The sequence below is a fragment of the Dyadobacter sp. UC 10 genome, from assembly GCF_008369915.1.
Lineage (GTDB): Bacteria > Bacteroidota > Bacteroidia > Cytophagales > Spirosomataceae > Dyadobacter.
The window spans coordinates 5,782,978-5,798,301 of the sequence record NZ_VSRN01000001.1 but is presented as its reverse complement, the minus strand read 5'-3'; the positions used below and the strand labels follow the sequence as shown (position 1 = coordinate 5,798,301).

The window sequence follows — 15,324 nt, the reverse complement described above, 5'->3', positions numbered from 1 at the left end:
CGTTTAATTGGCCTTTATCACAAATCACATTCCGGTCAGTAAATCGTGTCGCATTTTTATGCTGTTAAAAACAATATCATGAAAATGACGAAATTTCTCCTTGCATTCGCCACGTTACTGGCTACACTTCAATCACCAGCTTTTGCACAATTTCCGGTCGGGGGTGCAGCGGCACCAAAAGCAAAGGCATTACCAGGTACAGCGGGAGACCAGACACCCAAAGGATCAGCAAAGATCAGCGGAACAGTCGCAGACTCCGCATCTTCCCAGCCCATCGAATTTGTGAGTATTGCACTTTACAACAAAGCCAACAACCAGGCCGTGGACGGAACGGTAGCCGACGAAAAAGGAAAATTCAGCCTTACGAAAATCGTGGAAGGCGAATACAAAGTGCTCCTTTCCTTTATAGGATATGGCGAAAAAACGATTGCCGGCATCAAGCTTGCAAAAGGACAGGAACTTGATCTCGGCACCATCAAGCTCAGCTCCAATACCAAAACGCTGAACGAAGTAACGGTCACCGGTCAGGCTGCGTTGATCGAGGAAAAGGTTGACCGCCTCGTTTACAATGCGGAAAAGGATATTACCGCAAAAGGTGGCGACGCAACGGATATTTTGCGTAAAGTCCCCCTGCTTACGGTCGATCTCGATGGAAATGTCTCCCTGAGGGGAAGTCAGAATATCCGTGTCCTGATCAATAATAAACCCAGCACGATCATCGCCAACAGTGTCGCCGACGCGTTGAAGCAAATCCCGGCAGACCAGATCAAAAGTGTTGAGGTAATCACAAGTCCCTCAGCAAAATACGATGCGGAAGGATCGGGCGGTATTATCAACATCATCACCAAAAAGAACAGCCTGCAAGGGTTGAACCTGAATGTAGACGCGGGCGTAGGTAACAGGGGATCCATGCTTTCGCTGAATGGTGGTTACCGCAAGGGAAAGGCAGGGTTCACGATCGGTGGATTTGGCCGGGGAATGTATAATACCATTACTAAAACTTCCCTGGAACAAACCAGTACCGTCGAAAATATCACAACGGTGACGCGCCAGACCGGAGATGGAAGCAGCCGCGGCTTGTTCGGTAATTACAATCTGGGTTTCGATTATGATATTGCTAAAAATCAAAGTCTCACAGCTGGTGTAAAATACGGCGTACGTAATTTCAGTAACCAGCAGGACCTGATGACGAGACTGTCCAAGACCGGCTCCATCGACGAAAATTCGCGCCGCGACGTGGATGCGAGAAATTTGTCGGGAACCGTGGATGTGAACCTGGATTACCTGCACACATTCAAACCACAGCAGGAATGGAGCATTTCGACACTTTACAGCCGCAACGATCTGACCAATGATTTTGATGCCAATATCATAGATGGTAACAACCAACTGTCGGAACGCCAGCGCAACCTTAACAAAAACCTGAACCAGGAATTTACTTTCCAGACTGATTATCAGACGCCTATTAAAAAGAACCAATTACTTGAATTTGGTGCAAAAGGCATCTTCCGGCAGGTAAACAGCGATTACAGCTTTTTGATAGCGGAAGCAGCCGGTGATTTCAAGCCGGAGACCGACCAGCCGGCAGGCGAACTTCAATACCAGCAGAATATTGCGGCGGGGTATACATCTTACACTTATACAACAAAGAACCGCTATACATTTAAAGGTGGCGCACGGTACGAGCATACTTTCATTGACGCCAGTACAAATGAAGGTACGGTTGGTGTCGGGAATTACGGCGTGCTGGTACCGAGCTTCAATGCTTCGAAAACGTTCAAGGGAACTACTGTGAAACTTGCTTACAACCGCAGGATCCAGCGGCCGGGATTGCAGCAGCTAAACCCTAATTTTAACTCGGCCAACCCGCAGAATATCACAATAGGTAACCCTGAACTGCGCCCCGAGCTGACCAACAATTTTGAAGTGGGCTTGTCCAAAAACATTAAAAAGACTTTCGTAAATGCCACTTTCTTCGGCAGGATCACCAACAATGCCATTTCACAGGTACGCCAGCCTTCCGACACCCTTGACGGTGCAATCGTGACCACCTACGAAAATATCGGTAAGCAGCACGCATACGGGACCAACATTTTCGCCAATATTGCAGCTACTTCCAAGATCAACTTCGGGATATTCCTGAATGCATTTTATACCAGGCTAACCGGCCAGACGCTGGGCCAGGATCGTAAACCAATTGAACTTTCCAATACCGGTTACAACGTCAGCGGCGGTGTGTTTTCGCAGGCTACCTTTAAAAATGGCTGGGGAGCGCAGGCTTTCGGGTTTATGCAGGGTAACCAGGTCCAGTTGCAGGGTATGCAGGGCGGGTTCGGTTTTTATACAGTGGGTGTAAAAAAGGAATTCGGCAACAAAAAAGGAAGCGTGGGCCTTGCCGCCGAAAACTTCCTGAGCAAACGTTTCAGGATGCATACCGAGCTTAATTCCATACAGTTCAACCAGGTAAACGATATTTATATGTACAACCGAGGTGTTCGTCTGACTTTCACTTACAAAATCGGTAAGATGACGATGGACCCACCTAAACGGAAAGCGAAATCAGTCAACAATGATGATGTGAAAAGTGAAGGCAGCGGTGGCGGCCAATCAGGGGGCGGTGCTCCGGCTGGCGGAGCGCCGAGATAATTTTCCTTTCGATCTGTTTTACAAACCTTTTTAACTTATAACTTTCATATGAAAACTAACAAACTATTCCTGGCCATTGCCGCAACCGTACTTTCGGCAGGCTCTTTTGCGCAGACCGTCGATGAGATCGTCGACAAGCATGTTACGGCTCTTGGCGGAATTGACAAGATAAAAGCGATCAACACACTGGTTATAGATCGTTCACTGGCGGTTCAGGGAATGGAAATTCCGAACAAGACGATACTGGTCGTTGGGAAATCGTTCCGAAATGAATCCACTGTTATGGGGAATTCCATGGTCCAGGTAGTTGATGACTCCAAAGGCTGGATGATCCGTCCGACCATGATGGGCGGCACCGGCGAGCCGGAAGATATGCCGGCAGACGTTGTAAAACAGCAATTGAGCTCACTCGATCCTTTCGGGGGATTGGTTAACTATAAAGAAAAAGGACATAAGGTAGAACTGGTCGGCAAAGAACAGGTGGATAAAAAAGATGTTTTTCACCTTAAAATGACAACCGCCGACGGACAAGTTATGGACGAATACATTGACGCCAATACTTATCTTGTTACCAAGATCAAAACTACGATGAATGGCCAGGAAGGCGAGATCGATCTGTCGGATTACAAGGAGGTGGAAGGCGTAAAATTTCCGAATACGATGGATATTTCAAATCCTCAGATGGGTACCATGTCATTCGTTACCAGCAAAATTGTCGTGAATACGCCTGTGGACAACGCAATATTCAAAAAACCGGTCAAATAGAACCCAAAGTATTCAAGATTAAAGAGCGTTGCCTGAGCAACGCTCTTTTGCGTTCAGGGTATTAAATAATTTGTATAATTGCGGTAAATATTAACTAATTATTACGTAGTTTATGAAGAAATACTACGTAGCTTTCCAGTCCGGATAGTTATTCCCTGTTTCTCTCCGACTGGCCCTTTTTTATTCGTGACAAATGAAGCAGATATTACTGGTTGAAGACCATGCTATTGTAAGGCTGGCTACAAAATACCTGATCACCGACTTGTTGCAGCCGATTACCGTGCACGAAGCTGGTTCCCTCGGCGAAGCGATGATACTTGTCGGAGCCTACCCTATTGATCTTATACTGCTCGATATCAGCATTCCAGACGGAGAAGGTTTTAACATGATACCCAAGATCCGTGAACTAAGCCCGAAGGTCCTGATCCTCGTTTTTACGAGTCTTGAAGAACAGATCTATGCGTTACATTACATAAAGGCTGGTGCAAATGGCTTTCTTTCAAAAAACTCATCCCAAAACGACATCAAAAAAGCGATTCTGTCTATGCTGAATTCCGGTAATTACCTGAGTCCTGCCGTCCAGCAACAACTACTCAGAAATACGCTGGAAACAAAAAATGGCACCGAAAACCCACTGGAAAACCTTTCTCAACGTGAACTCGAAGTAATGGATATGCTGATCGGCGGGTTCTGGACGAAGGAAATCGCCATCCATCTGAATCTGACAGAAAGCTCCGTGAGCACTTACAAGGCCAGGATATTCGAGAAACTGCGCGTAACCACGCTGATCGAAATGTTTAAAAAAGTGCAGTACTACAAAGGACAGCACGCGGATTAATTATCGCCCCTAGGTCAGATAACCCCTGATATTTTTCATAAATTAAATTTCTACCCGGTTTACTTTGTTACGAAATATTCGTAGACTTACGAAAATTTCGTAACGATGGAAAAATTAACACAGCAAGAGGAAGACGCCATGCAGGCTGTCTGGAAAACCGGAGAGGGAAGCATTAAATCCTTCATGGCAGTGATGAGCCCCCCGTTGCCCCCCTACACCACCCTGGCCTCCACGGTCAAAAACCTTGAAAAAAAGGGCTATCTGCTGAGCCGGCTGATCGGCAATGCATACCTGTATGCACCTGCAATCAGCGAAGAGGCTTATAAACAGAAGTTTATGGGTAGTGTTGTGAAGGATTATTTTGAAAATTCGTACAAAGAACTGGTTAGCTTTTTCGTGGAAAAGAATAAAATATCAGCTGACGAGCTCAAAGAAATTATCGGGTTGATCGAAGGAAAAAAATAACATAAAATCTCTTTCCGCTATGACGCCTCTACTCACGTACCTTGTCAAATTAGCTGTAAGCCTGGCATTTACCGGTTTGTTTTACCAGCTTTTCCTGCGCCGGCTGACATTCTATACCTGGAACCGGTTCTTTTTGCTTATATACTCGGCGCTCAGTTTCCTGATACCTTTTATAGATATCAGGAATACAGTTGTTACGATATCAGAATCGGGCAGTTCGGAAATGCTCAGCGCCTTGCCCAGCATACAACAAATGCAGTCGCCGTCAATTTCCCCGACCGGGAATATGCCGAATGAGCAACCGGGAATGGAAAGCTGGATACTCGCCGTGCTCGCTGTAGGAACAGCCATCATGTTGATAAGACTGGCATTTCACATTTACTCCTATCGCAGGATCGTGAAAAAGGCGGAGTTGATATCCGAAGACGATATCAGGATCTACCATGTGAAAAGAAATATCAGCCCGTTTTCCTTCGGCCGCTCTATTTTCTACAATCCCGAAATGCACCGGGAAGATGAGCTCAAAGATATTATCCTGCATGAGTATATCCACGTCCGGCAACGGCATACGCTGGATGTGATCTGGGCCGAAATCCTTTGTGTAGTCAACTGGTACAACCCGTTTGCATGGATGATCCGCCACGCGATCCGCCAGAATCTGGAGTATATCGCCGACGATCAGGTATTGCAGCATGCAGTCGACCCGCGCGATTACCAGTATTTACTGCTGAAAGTGGCCGGCGTACCTGAGTTTCGCATAGCCAACCGCTTCAATTTCTCATCATTGAAACAGCGGATTGTGATGATGAACAGAAAGAGGACTTCCCGTTTGTTTCTGGTCAGCTTTCTGTTTGCCTTGCCGCTGCTGGTCGTGTTACTGCTGTTTTTCAGAAATGATATTGAAAAGGAACCTGACACCGACGTTTTCGTCATGTTTGAAAGAAATGGCGGGCCTGCGGTTATGCAGAAGGACATTTACGCAGCGGGAATGTTGCTCGAACAGAAAACCGGTAAACCATTGAAAAACTTACCACTCGCTATTTCATTTGAAGGCAAAAAGATCAAAGAGATCAGAACCGATGCGGATGGGTTTTATTATGAAGTACTTCCTGTGCGAAAGCCGACCAAACCGATAGATCCGAAACGGCATATTTACCGTTACCCGAGTTCCCACTACGAAATTCGCTATGATGGAGGCGATTACAGTCCGTTTTCGCTCTACGAAGGCGCAGTCTTTGACACCCTGTTTTACGGAGGTTTTGGTATTGTTTTTCAACAGTCAATGCGGAATGACCTAAGGGGAAATTTTGATATGTACCACGTAAGTAAACGGGACTTTTTCAATTCGGATCATGGGCCGGACACGAGATCTGCGCTCAAAAAATATTTGCTGGCTCATCTACCGCCATTCCTGGAAGAACATAATTTGAAGCTGGATTTCCATGCAGAGGTACCTTATCCTAAAAAGGTAATCAACAAATTCAGGAACGGCTATTTCGACCGTCGCAAGCAATTAATAGGATACGAGGGTTTGACTAAATTGTTCCTCGATGGAAAGCCGGCCAGCTATCAGGAGGTTAACGAAGCTTTTTCCAACTACCCGTATATGCTCGGCGACGACAAAGTGCGGAAGGTTTGGGGAGGTAGAGGATTCATTTGCAAGGAGATCTCATACCTGACTTTCGACCTCTACAAATCGCCTCCGCCGGCCGCTTTATTACACGATAACGTGGAATGGAAAGATATAGGCGATTTTGACCTTGCCGAACTGAAAAACATACCCTATTTCCTCGACGGATTCAGGCAGACGTACGGAGCAGGCAGCAATCTGATGCCGGCTAAGAATGAGATCAGAAAAATTGCATTGTTTACCGGGAAGCTGGCCCGCTACTATGATCCCAAATGCGAAAAGATATGGTGGGTGGAAACGCGCCCTGAGAATGAAGTATTCGAACGCCCTGACCTGGCATTAGCAAGATAATCTCCTGATTTACCAGCGCCTGATACGACACTCAGAATTTCGTATCAGGCACTGTTCCGGTTACGCGAGCCCGGGCAGCTTTAATCCGGACGCCCGCAGGCCTTCCATCAGTTTCTCCTGGATTTCCATTTTTGTATCGACAAACCCGTGCGCGTCGAGCCACACATTCACCATAACCTTGTATCCGTCTGCTTCTATTGAGGAGATACCAATGCGCCTTTCGGGGATTTTAAGGGCATTTTGGGCATCATTGAGCACATGCTCGATGGTTGTTTTTACAGTTTGATAATCGATCACATTATTAAATTTCATCTCCACATCCAGCCGGCGCGTGCCCGATCGGCTGATATTGATGATCACCTCGTTGGACAGCTTACTATTCGGTATCACCACTGTGCGATTATCGAACGTCTGCACAATTGTGTAAAAAATTTTAATCGCCTTTACCGTTCCTTCCTGGCCCTGTGCGAGGATATTGTCCCCTACCTGAAACGGTTTCAATATGAGGATCAGGACCCCACTGGTGAAATTCTGCAATGTGCCTGAAAGCGCCAGGCCAGCGGCAACGCCGATCGCTCCGATAATCGCTGCGAAAACGGTCATCTGTATACCGATGATCTGCATAACCGAAATCACAAGCAAAACACGTAAAGTGGTGACGCTCAGGCTAAGCAGAAAGGGTGTCAGCGAGGGATCTATTTTCCGTCTGTATAAATGATTAGTAAGCCAGCGGGACAAGATTTTGATTAGCCAAAGGCCTATTATCAATACGCCGATACCGAGTAAAAAAGAAGGGCCTGTCCTCAAAAGCCACGCGTAAGCCTGGTTATAAAATTGCTGAAGTTTCATTGTTCAGAATGGAGTGTTAATTAGAAAATACCCGGCAGTCGAAAAAATCTGTTCCAGCCGGTAATTTCTGATGCAGTGAAACCATTATTCCGCCCGCCAAACAGGCTCCGGAATCCGGATGGCATATTTTTTGAAACATTGATATAATGCCGGCAAAAAAGTAACAACTAATACCTGGCAATTGGCATTTAACATCAAATAAAAAACAAATGGAACCCGATAATCACAAGAAAAGTAAAATAGGAAAATACATCGTTTACATTCTATTGATCGGCGCTGCCGTTGGCATTGCTATGCATTTCTTAAAACCCGAACCGGTAGACACAGCTTCGAACAGGAACATGACGTTGTTTATTAAAAACAAGATCATCGACATTGACAAAAAATTGAATACGGGCGAGGATGAGACAGATATTGCAACCCGGATTTCATGGCACAAATCGAATACCGCACTTTATAATGAAGTTAAAAACAGCCATGATAAAACGATCGATGGACAGCGTAAAGAACTGGAAGAGAAGATTGTACAGGTACAGACTAAGGAGTTCCCGAGACTCCGTGACGCATATGTAGCGTCCAAAACAGAGGTATTAGGTCAGGAACACATTGCTATTTCGCTTTCGGGAGATAAAAAGGATATACTCACATTCACCGGACAAATGTTCGAGCCTAAAAAAACACAAAAGGATTTCATGAAAAATATCCATGAAATTGTTTACGATCTTCGGTTCAAAAAGATTGTATATAAATGGTCGGAAAGTCAGAAAGATATTGCAGACTATGAAATTGACTCTAAAAAGGACACTGAAATATAGTAGTAATTTTAGCGGGTTGTATTACTGAATATGACCCGCTTTTTTTTCTGTATGCGGTTCGCCGAATTCGGTTTTATATATTTTGATAAATAATAATAAAAGGCTGATCATCAGTGGTCCGAAAATAAATCCCCAGAAACCGAAAAGGCGCAATCCGACAATCAGTCCGAGAATAGTAGTAACGGGATGAACGTCCCCCATTTTTTTCAGGATCGTTATCCGTGCAAGATAATCGATATTGCCCACCGCCACCAGGCAATAGATCGCCAAACCGATCGCTTTCCCATTATCGCCTTTTGAAAACATAAATATCACAATCGGAAGCCAGATCAGCGCAGTACCTATTACGGGGAAAAACGCAAAAAAGCCGGTTATCAAGCCAAGCAGTACGAAATCCTTCACCCCAAAAATCCAGTATCCCAGTACAGCGACAATTCCCTGAATAAGCGAGACGAGCGGGATACCGATTGCATTGGCCCGTACCATACCGACGGTTTCATCGGCAAGAAGATCGATATTTCTCGCTTTAAGCGGTATAAATTTTCTCAGCGTCGCCTCAACGGTATGTCCGTTCAGAAACATAAAATAGGCCAGAAAAAGGATCATAAGCAGGTTTCCCAGCATCATCGCCGAGCTGTTGAGCATGCCCGGAATGAAACTCCCGACTTTCTTTCCGACGTCTCCGATCGCTTGCTTGTTTAGCAGGTCCTGTCCCGTCCATGTCGTCAGCTGCTTCGAAACCGCTTCCATCGCCTGATTGATCTGCTCCGGCTCCTTCAATATCACCTGGACCTTTGAATAAACCATCTGCAATGAAAAATAAACGGGCGCCACAATGCAGGCCATAAACAACACCATAAAAAGCAGCGCCGTAGCGCTTTTGTTCCAGTTCCTTTTCAGCGTGAGGTGCAAAAAGTACTTTCGGCAAAGAATATAGAGCGTAAGCGCGCCGAGAAAGCCGGGAAAAAAGATAAAAAGTTGCTTGAATATGATAATAGCAAACGCTAAAACCAAAAGGAGGAAAAACACCTGCCGCAGGCGAAAATTAAAGTCTATGTTCATGAACGGTATTGCTGCATTTTATGAATTTATAAGAGCATATCAAAATGCACCGGTAACTGGTAAATACGTTTTCCGGTCGCATGAAAGATCGCGTTTGTGATCGCGGGAGGCATACCTACGATACCAATCTCCCCTATCCCCTTCGCCCCCAGTTCATTCACAATGGCATCTTTTTCATCTACAAAGATCACGTCGAGCTCGTGAATATCGGCGTGAACAGGAAGATGGTACTCCGCCAGGTTCTGGTTCATATACTTGCCCAGCGTATCATCCTGGATCGTTTCTTCCCGCAACGCCTTGCTGATTCCCCAAACCATTCCGCCGAGGATCTGGCTTCTGCCCGTTTTTGGATTAATAATTTTGCCCGCCGCCACGGCCGTTACAGCCCTCGTTACATTGATAACACCAAGCTCTTCATCAACTTCTACCTCCACAAAAACGGCGCTGTGCGCTGCCCTGGAATATTTTTTCAGTTTCAAAACAGAAGGTACTGAAAATTTTGAAATGCGGATCGGCTTATTTCCATTTGCTTCAATAATAGCCGAAAATGATACTGATTGCGCGGGGTTGTTCCCAAGAAACAGGCGACCATGCTCGAATACCACATCTTGCAGGTCCGCATCCGAAAATGCATTTCCCTTCATTTTCCTGGCAATTGAAAACAGTTTTTTCCGCATGGCGGCCCCAACCGCTTTGATAGCTGAACCAACCGTGGATACCGTAAAGGAACCGCCCTGAATAGGTGCAAAAGGCTTTTTACTGTCGCCATAAGCAAATTCCACATCTTCTATCGGTAGACCAAGTTCGTCCGCGGCGATCTGCGTCATGACTGTAAGCGTGCCGGTTCCAATGTCGGTGACTGCGCTGTTGATTTTCAATTTTCCATCAGCGGTCAGGATACCTTCTGCTTTTGCCGGCAGCTGATTGGCTTCCCAGATGCCTGTCGCCATGCCGTATCCTACCAGCTTATTTCCGCGCCGCATACTCCGCGGTTCCGGATCCCGCTCCTTCCAGCCAAATTTTTCCGCCCCCTGCAGATAGCATTCCCGCAGCTCCTTGCTGCTGTAAGGCCGGTTCAGGCTGACGTCAATCTCGGTATAATTGGTGAGCCGGAATTGAAGCGGGTCTATTTTTGATTGATAAGCCAGCTCGTCGATCGTGCTTTCAATGGCGTGCATACCGGTGACACCGCCCGGCGCGCGCATGTCCAGCGGACTGTAAACGTCCAGTTCCACCAATTTGTATTTCATCAGCGTATTGGCCGCCGGATACAACATATTCGACCAGTTTACGACTACTTCGGTATAATCTTCGAACCGTGAGGTTTCACTGATCGCCTCGTGGTTCAATCCGGTAATAATTCCATTGTTATCAGCACTGAAACTCGTTTTCTGGAACGTCGGCGGTCGGTGTCCAAAGGTGAACATCTGGCTTCTGTCGAGCGTCACCAGGACTGATTTTTTAAGTTCCAAAGCCGCCAAAACGGACAAAAACAGCTGATATTGAGGCCGCAAGGCTGAGCCGAACGCGCCGCCGACGTAGGGCGAAACGACCCTCACATCCTTATATTTGAGCCCGAAGATATTCGCCACATACAACTGGCTGTTAATCGTCCCCTGGGTTTTGTCATAAATCGTCAGCTTTCCATTTCCCTCATAAATAGTAGTAGTTGCAAACAGTTCCAGTGGGTTATGGTGCTCGGTCCCGTGAAAAAATTCGGCTGTTACCTGGTTGGGTGATGCATTAAATGCTTTTTCAAAATCACCTTTGGGACGCGGTGGTAAAGGTTTAAGCATTGTAGCCAGCCCGACCTTCGGTGAACGGGCTTTTGATAGTTCGCCTCTCAGATTGGTTTCAAAAGGTTCCTGCTCATATTCGATATCCAGCAGGGTAACCGCAAAGCGTGCCAGCTCGAAAGTTTCTGCCACAACCAGACCGATCGGTTGGCCATTATAAAGGATATCAGAATCCTGCAAAGGACGGAACGGTGATCCGGGCGGGGCATCCATATCGGCATATTGCAGGTCAAACCAGGCCAGCGACGGCCGGTTTTCGAATGTAAAGACCTCCGCAACACCCGGCAGCGCTTTCGCGCGGGATGTGTCGAACCGGGTGATCTTTCCCTTTGTAATCGTGCTGTTGACCACATATCCGTAGAGCAGCCCGGGCACCTGGTAATCGCCCGAATATTTGGCTGTCCCTGTCACTTTCGAATGCCCTTCCAGCCGACTGACCGGCTGGCCAATTTGTGATTTGTATGTTTCCATGATCGATGAAGTGTTAAGCAGATGGCTGCGCGCCAGGCAATTGCGTCTCCGGTTTCAATGCCATCATACTGTTACGTACAATCGCTCTTTTCGCCAGTTCTATTTTGAATGCATTGTGCTGGTACCCTGCTGCGCCCTGCAGAATTATATCAGCTGCGTGGGCAAAGTTTTCCGGCGTAGCTGTTTTACCTGCTAAAAACTCCTCTGCCCCGGATACTCGCCAGGGCTTGTGCGCTACGCCGCCCAACGCAATCCTTGCTTCGCGGATCACATCGCCTTCGAGCTCCAACCCGGTAGCAACAGATACCAGCGCGAATGCGTAGGAATTGCGATCGCGCAGTTTGAGGTAGGAATAGTTGTTTGCGAACCCATTGGGCGGCAGCTCAATGCCGGTGATGATTTCGCCGGGGAGCAGGTTATTATCAAGTTCAGGGGTATCTTCCGGCAACCTGTGAAAATCAGCAAACGCAATCCTGCGCCTGCCTTCTCGCCCCTCTACATGTACCATCGCACGCAATGCCGCTAATGCCACGCACATATCAGAAGGAAACACGGCAATGCAGCTTTCACTCGCACCTAAAATTGCCATAATGCGGTTGTAGCCCGCGATTGCCGAACAGCCCGAGCCTGGTTCACGCTTGTTGCATGGCACATTTGCATCGTAAAAATAATAGCAGCGCGTACGTTGCAGCAGGTTACCGCCGTTCGTCGCCATATTCCTGATCTGGGCAGAGGCTCCGGCCAGGATCGCCCGGGAAAGCAGCGGATAACGTGCTTCCACCAGCGGGTGCCAGGCCGTGTCTGCATTTGTCGCAAATGCGCCCAGCATTAGCCCTCCCTCGGGCGTTTCAAAAATTGCATGATGATCGTCAACCCGATTGAGGTCGATCAGCAGGTCCGGCCGGGTCAGATTGTATTTCATCAGATCTACCAGATTCGTGCCGCCGGCAATATAACTGGTGTGCTCGCCCGTGCCTGCCTGAACAAGCGCATCCCTGATGCTGCCTGCTCTTTTGTAGCTGAAATTATTCATGCGCCGACTGGTTTTGAACCTCCATAATCGCATCGATGATATTGGAATTCGCACCGCAGCGGCAAAGATTACCGCTCATCAGCTCCTTCACCTCGGTTCGGCTTTTGGCCTTTCCTTCCCGGATCAAACCGATAGCGCTGCAAATCTGCCCGGGCGTACAGTAGCCGCATTGAAATGCGTCGTGCTCGATAAAGGCCTTCTGCAGCGGATGCAAGCCACCCTCAGGCGCTACGCCTTCAATTGTGGTGATTTCGGACCCGTCTTTCGCGACAGCCAGGGTAAGACAACTCAGGATTCGTTTTCCGTCGCAGATCACAGTGCAAGCGCCGCATTGCCCGTGGTCGCAGCCCTTTTTTGTTCCGGTCAACCCTGCATAATCTCGCAGCGCATCCAGCAGGCTCACCCACGGCAGCAAATCCAGTTGTTTTGGGGCTCCGTTTACACTTAGGTTAACCTGCTCTGTTGCTGTCAGCGTAATAGTAGGTTCGGATAATTCAGTTAGCATGGTGATGAAGTAAATGGTAATTGCGCATGCTAGCTATAAGAATTATGCCAAATTCAAATTCACTTCCTTCCTACGACAGGAAACTGCGAAATGCGGAGTTTTGTGCAACCATAAGGTACTAAAACCACCTCTTCTTCCTCTTTTGATACTTCCATATTGTAAATCATACTGTATGGTACCTGGCCTGCCGTTTCATTGTACAGGCCCCATGACGGAATCCGTCTAGCCTTCGTTTTTATCATGACCGGTGCGTTTTCCAGGTTCCAGGGATAATTTGTTGTAGCCGATTTCTTTTCAAACTGAAAATGCAGATCCATCTTATCGGCAGCGATTTGAAACAGGCTGTAATTCCAAGGAGTAGTAGGTCTTACTTCATAATAATAGCTGCCATATTCAACAGGATCTTTTTTATTTTCGATCCTTTTCATTTCCTGACCGATTTTGAGTGCATAAGTAAGCGGCCCCCGCTCGACAGATATGGAGTTTTCGTGCCATTTGTTTTGATAGATATGCATCGGCAAAGTCAACTCTACCACATCACCCGATTTCCAGTTGCGGTTGATTTTTACAATCGCCGCACTATCCGCTTTCTGAAATTCCTTACCGTTTATTTTAACAATTCCCTGTCTGCACCAGGATGGAATACGTAAATGCAGGGGAAAAATAACGGTGTTCTTTTTGTCATCCATACTTAACGTAAACCTGATCGATTCGTCAAAAGGATAATTGGTTTCCTCTTTTAAAGTTACTTTTTTATCTCCCGCTACAAGAGCAGTAACCTCGCTGGGCGAGTATACCAATGCAGCGAGACCCTTGTCGGCTGTGGTATACCAGAGGTTTTGTGTAAACTTCGGCCAGCCCTGGTGCATATTGGAAGTGCAGCAGGGATAACCTGAAAGCAAGCCGTAACAAACATCCGTACCGCCGTGATTATCAGCAAAATTTCTGACATGACGCGTTGCCATAACCTGATTGGCCTGCTGAAAATACTGCCGCTCCATATAGTTATCCGTCGTTTGGGCCGGTAATGCATTAAATGCAATCTTTTCGAGCCTGTCGGCAAATTCCGTCTCACCGGTGATTTCCAGCATACTTTCGAGTGAAAACATCATTTCTACGGCGCTGCATAACTCTGAGCCCTGCGTTGGATTATTTCCATGCAAGGCCTCGTCACCTCCGTAAAGCCCGTGGGCCATGCCGTTGTATTTATCCAGATCTCTGAAACCCTTCTTTACTGCATCTACAAACCGCTTCTCGGGATGGTGCTGGTAATAAATCAAAGGTTCCTTAATTCCCTGCGCAAGATTCACACAATGGATACTGCCTTGCCTCGACAGCATATCGGTATTCAGGAATGCATTTGAATAATCAAAAGTTTGCTTGTGCAGCAGGTCGCCCAGTTCAAGCAGGAACGCGTCTCCTGTTATGCGGTAAAGCCAGTAGACTACCATCAGGTTATCCCCGGCGCGGAATTTGGCCCAGTACGTCCAGTGATCGAGGGGAGTTTTGGGGAGCTCTTTCAGCTGATACCTGAAATAATTGGTCAGTACGCTGATCACCCGCTGATCGCCCGTGGCGCTGTAATACTGCTTTAAAATTTTGAGCATCACCATTTTCGGCCACCAGTCGCGACTGTTATCCCGCTGCAATCCGCGCTCGCCGGGATAATCTTTTAAGGGCCCGAAATATCCGTCGGGCTGCTGACTGTTGATCGCCCACTCCACCCAGGGTTTCGCCTTGGCGATCAGCCCGGAATCCTGCAAAATATAAGCGAGCGGCAACAGTCCGTCGATCCAGTAAGGCCCCCGCTCCCATTGATCTCCGTCGCCGCCCAGCCAGCCGTTTCTTTCATTCATTACCAGCGGATAAAGCTTGTCAAGACTGCCTGTGGCGCCATTTTTTTGCCTTATCAGCATTTCGCGCAACCAACCGGCAGGCTTGATCGCACCGAGCGGTAGCTGGCTGTATGCATTTTGCCGCAGCTCCGCTTGATCGGAGTGACGGGCCATTGATTTTGATTGAGACGATTGTGCGAAGGCAGAACAGGAAGCCCCTGTCAGCAATACAAACAGGGTAATTTTCAAATTCATGTGCATTG

At 47.3% G+C, this 15,324-nt stretch carries 12 protein-coding genes; 6 read left to right on the top strand and 6 right to left on the bottom strand.

Annotation, left to right across the window (positions count from 1 at the left end):
* Positions 1-78: 78 nt before the first annotated feature.
* From FXO21_RS24005 to FXO21_RS23985, 5 genes are all read left to right on the top strand, one after another.
* Positions 79-2,646 (top strand): TonB-dependent receptor domain-containing protein, encoded by a 2,568-nt coding sequence (locus FXO21_RS24005; protein ID WP_149642457.1) that lies wholly within the window; start codon positions 79-81, stop codon positions 2,644-2,646.
* Between the two features lie 48 nt (positions 2,647-2,694).
* Positions 2,695-3,411: an outer membrane lipoprotein-sorting protein gene (locus tag FXO21_RS24000; protein WP_149642456.1), complete on the top strand. Its 717-nt coding sequence runs from the start codon at positions 2,695-2,697 to the stop codon at positions 3,409-3,411.
* A gap of 193 nt (positions 3,412-3,604) precedes the next feature.
* Positions 3,605-4,249, top strand: coding sequence for a response regulator (locus FXO21_RS23995; RefSeq protein ID WP_149642455.1), 645 nt, complete (start codon positions 3,605-3,607; stop codon positions 4,247-4,249).
* Positions 4,250-4,354: 105 nt separating this feature from the next.
* A complete protein-coding gene (locus tag FXO21_RS23990; RefSeq protein ID WP_149642454.1) occupies positions 4,355-4,714 on the top strand; it encodes a BlaI/MecI/CopY family transcriptional regulator in 360 nt (119 codons plus the stop codon).
* A gap of 19 nt (positions 4,715-4,733) precedes the next feature.
* Positions 4,734-6,695, top strand: coding sequence for a M56 family metallopeptidase (locus FXO21_RS23985; protein ID WP_149642453.1), 1,962 nt, complete (start codon positions 4,734-4,736; stop codon positions 6,693-6,695).
* Between the two features lie 60 nt (positions 6,696-6,755).
* Here the strand turns inward: FXO21_RS23985 and FXO21_RS23980 are convergent, their stop codons facing one another.
* A complete protein-coding gene (locus FXO21_RS23980; RefSeq protein WP_149642452.1) occupies positions 6,756-7,544 on the bottom strand; it encodes a mechanosensitive ion channel family protein in 789 nt (262 codons plus the stop codon).
* A 209-nt stretch (positions 7,545-7,753) separates the two neighbouring features.
* Here FXO21_RS23980 and FXO21_RS23975 point away from each other — a divergent pair, with 209 nt between their 5' ends.
* Positions 7,754-8,359, top strand: a complete 606-nt coding sequence (locus FXO21_RS23975) for a hypothetical protein (protein ID WP_149642451.1) — start codon at positions 7,754-7,756, stop codon at positions 8,357-8,359.
* Between the two features lie 21 nt (positions 8,360-8,380).
* Here FXO21_RS23975 and FXO21_RS23970 read toward each other — a convergent pair whose 3' ends face one another.
* The 5 genes from FXO21_RS23970 to FXO21_RS23950 are packed head-to-tail and all read right to left on the bottom strand — an operon-like array spanning position 8,381 to position 15,316.
* The gene (locus tag FXO21_RS23970; protein WP_149642450.1) at positions 8,381-9,421 is read right to left on the bottom strand and encodes an AI-2E family transporter; all 1,041 of its coding nucleotides are present in this window, start codon (positions 9,419-9,421) and stop codon (positions 8,381-8,383) included.
* 26 nt (positions 9,422-9,447) lie between these two features.
* Entirely contained in the window at positions 9,448-11,688 is a 2,241-nt protein-coding gene (locus FXO21_RS23965) for a xanthine dehydrogenase family protein molybdopterin-binding subunit (protein WP_149642449.1), read from the bottom strand.
* 13 nt (positions 11,689-11,701) lie between these two features.
* Positions 11,702-12,721: an FAD binding domain-containing protein gene (locus tag FXO21_RS23960; RefSeq protein WP_149642448.1), complete on the bottom strand. Its 1,020-nt coding sequence runs from the start codon at positions 12,719-12,721 to the stop codon at positions 11,702-11,704.
* Complete coding sequence (locus FXO21_RS23955) at positions 12,714-13,226, bottom strand: (2Fe-2S)-binding protein (protein ID WP_149642447.1); 513 nt, start codon at positions 13,224-13,226, stop codon at positions 12,714-12,716. Before FXO21_RS23955 ends, FXO21_RS23960 begins: the two co-directional genes overlap by 8 nt.
* 59 nt (positions 13,227-13,285) lie before the next feature.
* Positions 13,286-15,316 (bottom strand): beta-L-arabinofuranosidase domain-containing protein, encoded by a 2,031-nt coding sequence (locus FXO21_RS23950; RefSeq protein WP_192579314.1) that lies wholly within the window; start codon positions 15,314-15,316, stop codon positions 13,286-13,288.
* Positions 15,317-15,324 lie beyond the last annotated feature (8 nt).

Excerpts from the sequence above, each read along its gene's own strand:
- FXO21_RS24005 (WP_149642457.1), top strand. The coding sequence starts at position 79 with ATGAAAATGACGAAATTTCTCCTTGCATTCGCCACGTTACTGGCTACA.
- FXO21_RS24000 (WP_149642456.1), top strand. The coding sequence starts at position 2,695 with ATGAAAACTAACAAACTATTCCTGGCCATTGCCGCAACCGTACTTTCG.
- FXO21_RS23995 (WP_149642455.1), top strand. The coding sequence starts at position 3,605 with ATGAAGCAGATATTACTGGTTGAAGACCATGCTATTGTAAGGCTGGCT.
- FXO21_RS23990 (WP_149642454.1), top strand. The coding sequence starts at position 4,355 with ATGGAAAAATTAACACAGCAAGAGGAAGACGCCATGCAGGCTGTCTGG.
- FXO21_RS23985 (WP_149642453.1), top strand. The coding sequence starts at position 4,734 with ATGACGCCTCTACTCACGTACCTTGTCAAATTAGCTGTAAGCCTGGCA.
- FXO21_RS23980 (WP_149642452.1), bottom strand. The coding sequence starts at position 7,544 with ATGAAACTTCAGCAATTTTATAACCAGGCTTACGCGTGGCTTTTGAGG.
- FXO21_RS23975 (WP_149642451.1), top strand. The coding sequence starts at position 7,754 with ATGGAACCCGATAATCACAAGAAAAGTAAAATAGGAAAATACATCGTT.
- FXO21_RS23970 (WP_149642450.1), bottom strand. The coding sequence starts at position 9,421 with ATGAACATAGACTTTAATTTTCGCCTGCGGCAGGTGTTTTTCCTCCTT.
- FXO21_RS23965 (WP_149642449.1), bottom strand. The coding sequence starts at position 11,688 with ATGGAAACATACAAATCACAAATTGGCCAGCCGGTCAGTCGGCTGGAA.
- FXO21_RS23960 (WP_149642448.1), bottom strand. The coding sequence starts at position 12,721 with ATGAATAATTTCAGCTACAAAAGAGCAGGCAGCATCAGGGATGCGCTT.
- FXO21_RS23955 (WP_149642447.1), bottom strand. The coding sequence starts at position 13,226 with ATGCTAACTGAATTATCCGAACCTACTATTACGCTGACAGCAACAGAG.
- FXO21_RS23950 (WP_192579314.1), bottom strand. The coding sequence starts at position 15,316 with ATGAATTTGAAAATTACCCTGTTTGTATTGCTGACAGGGGCTTCCTGT.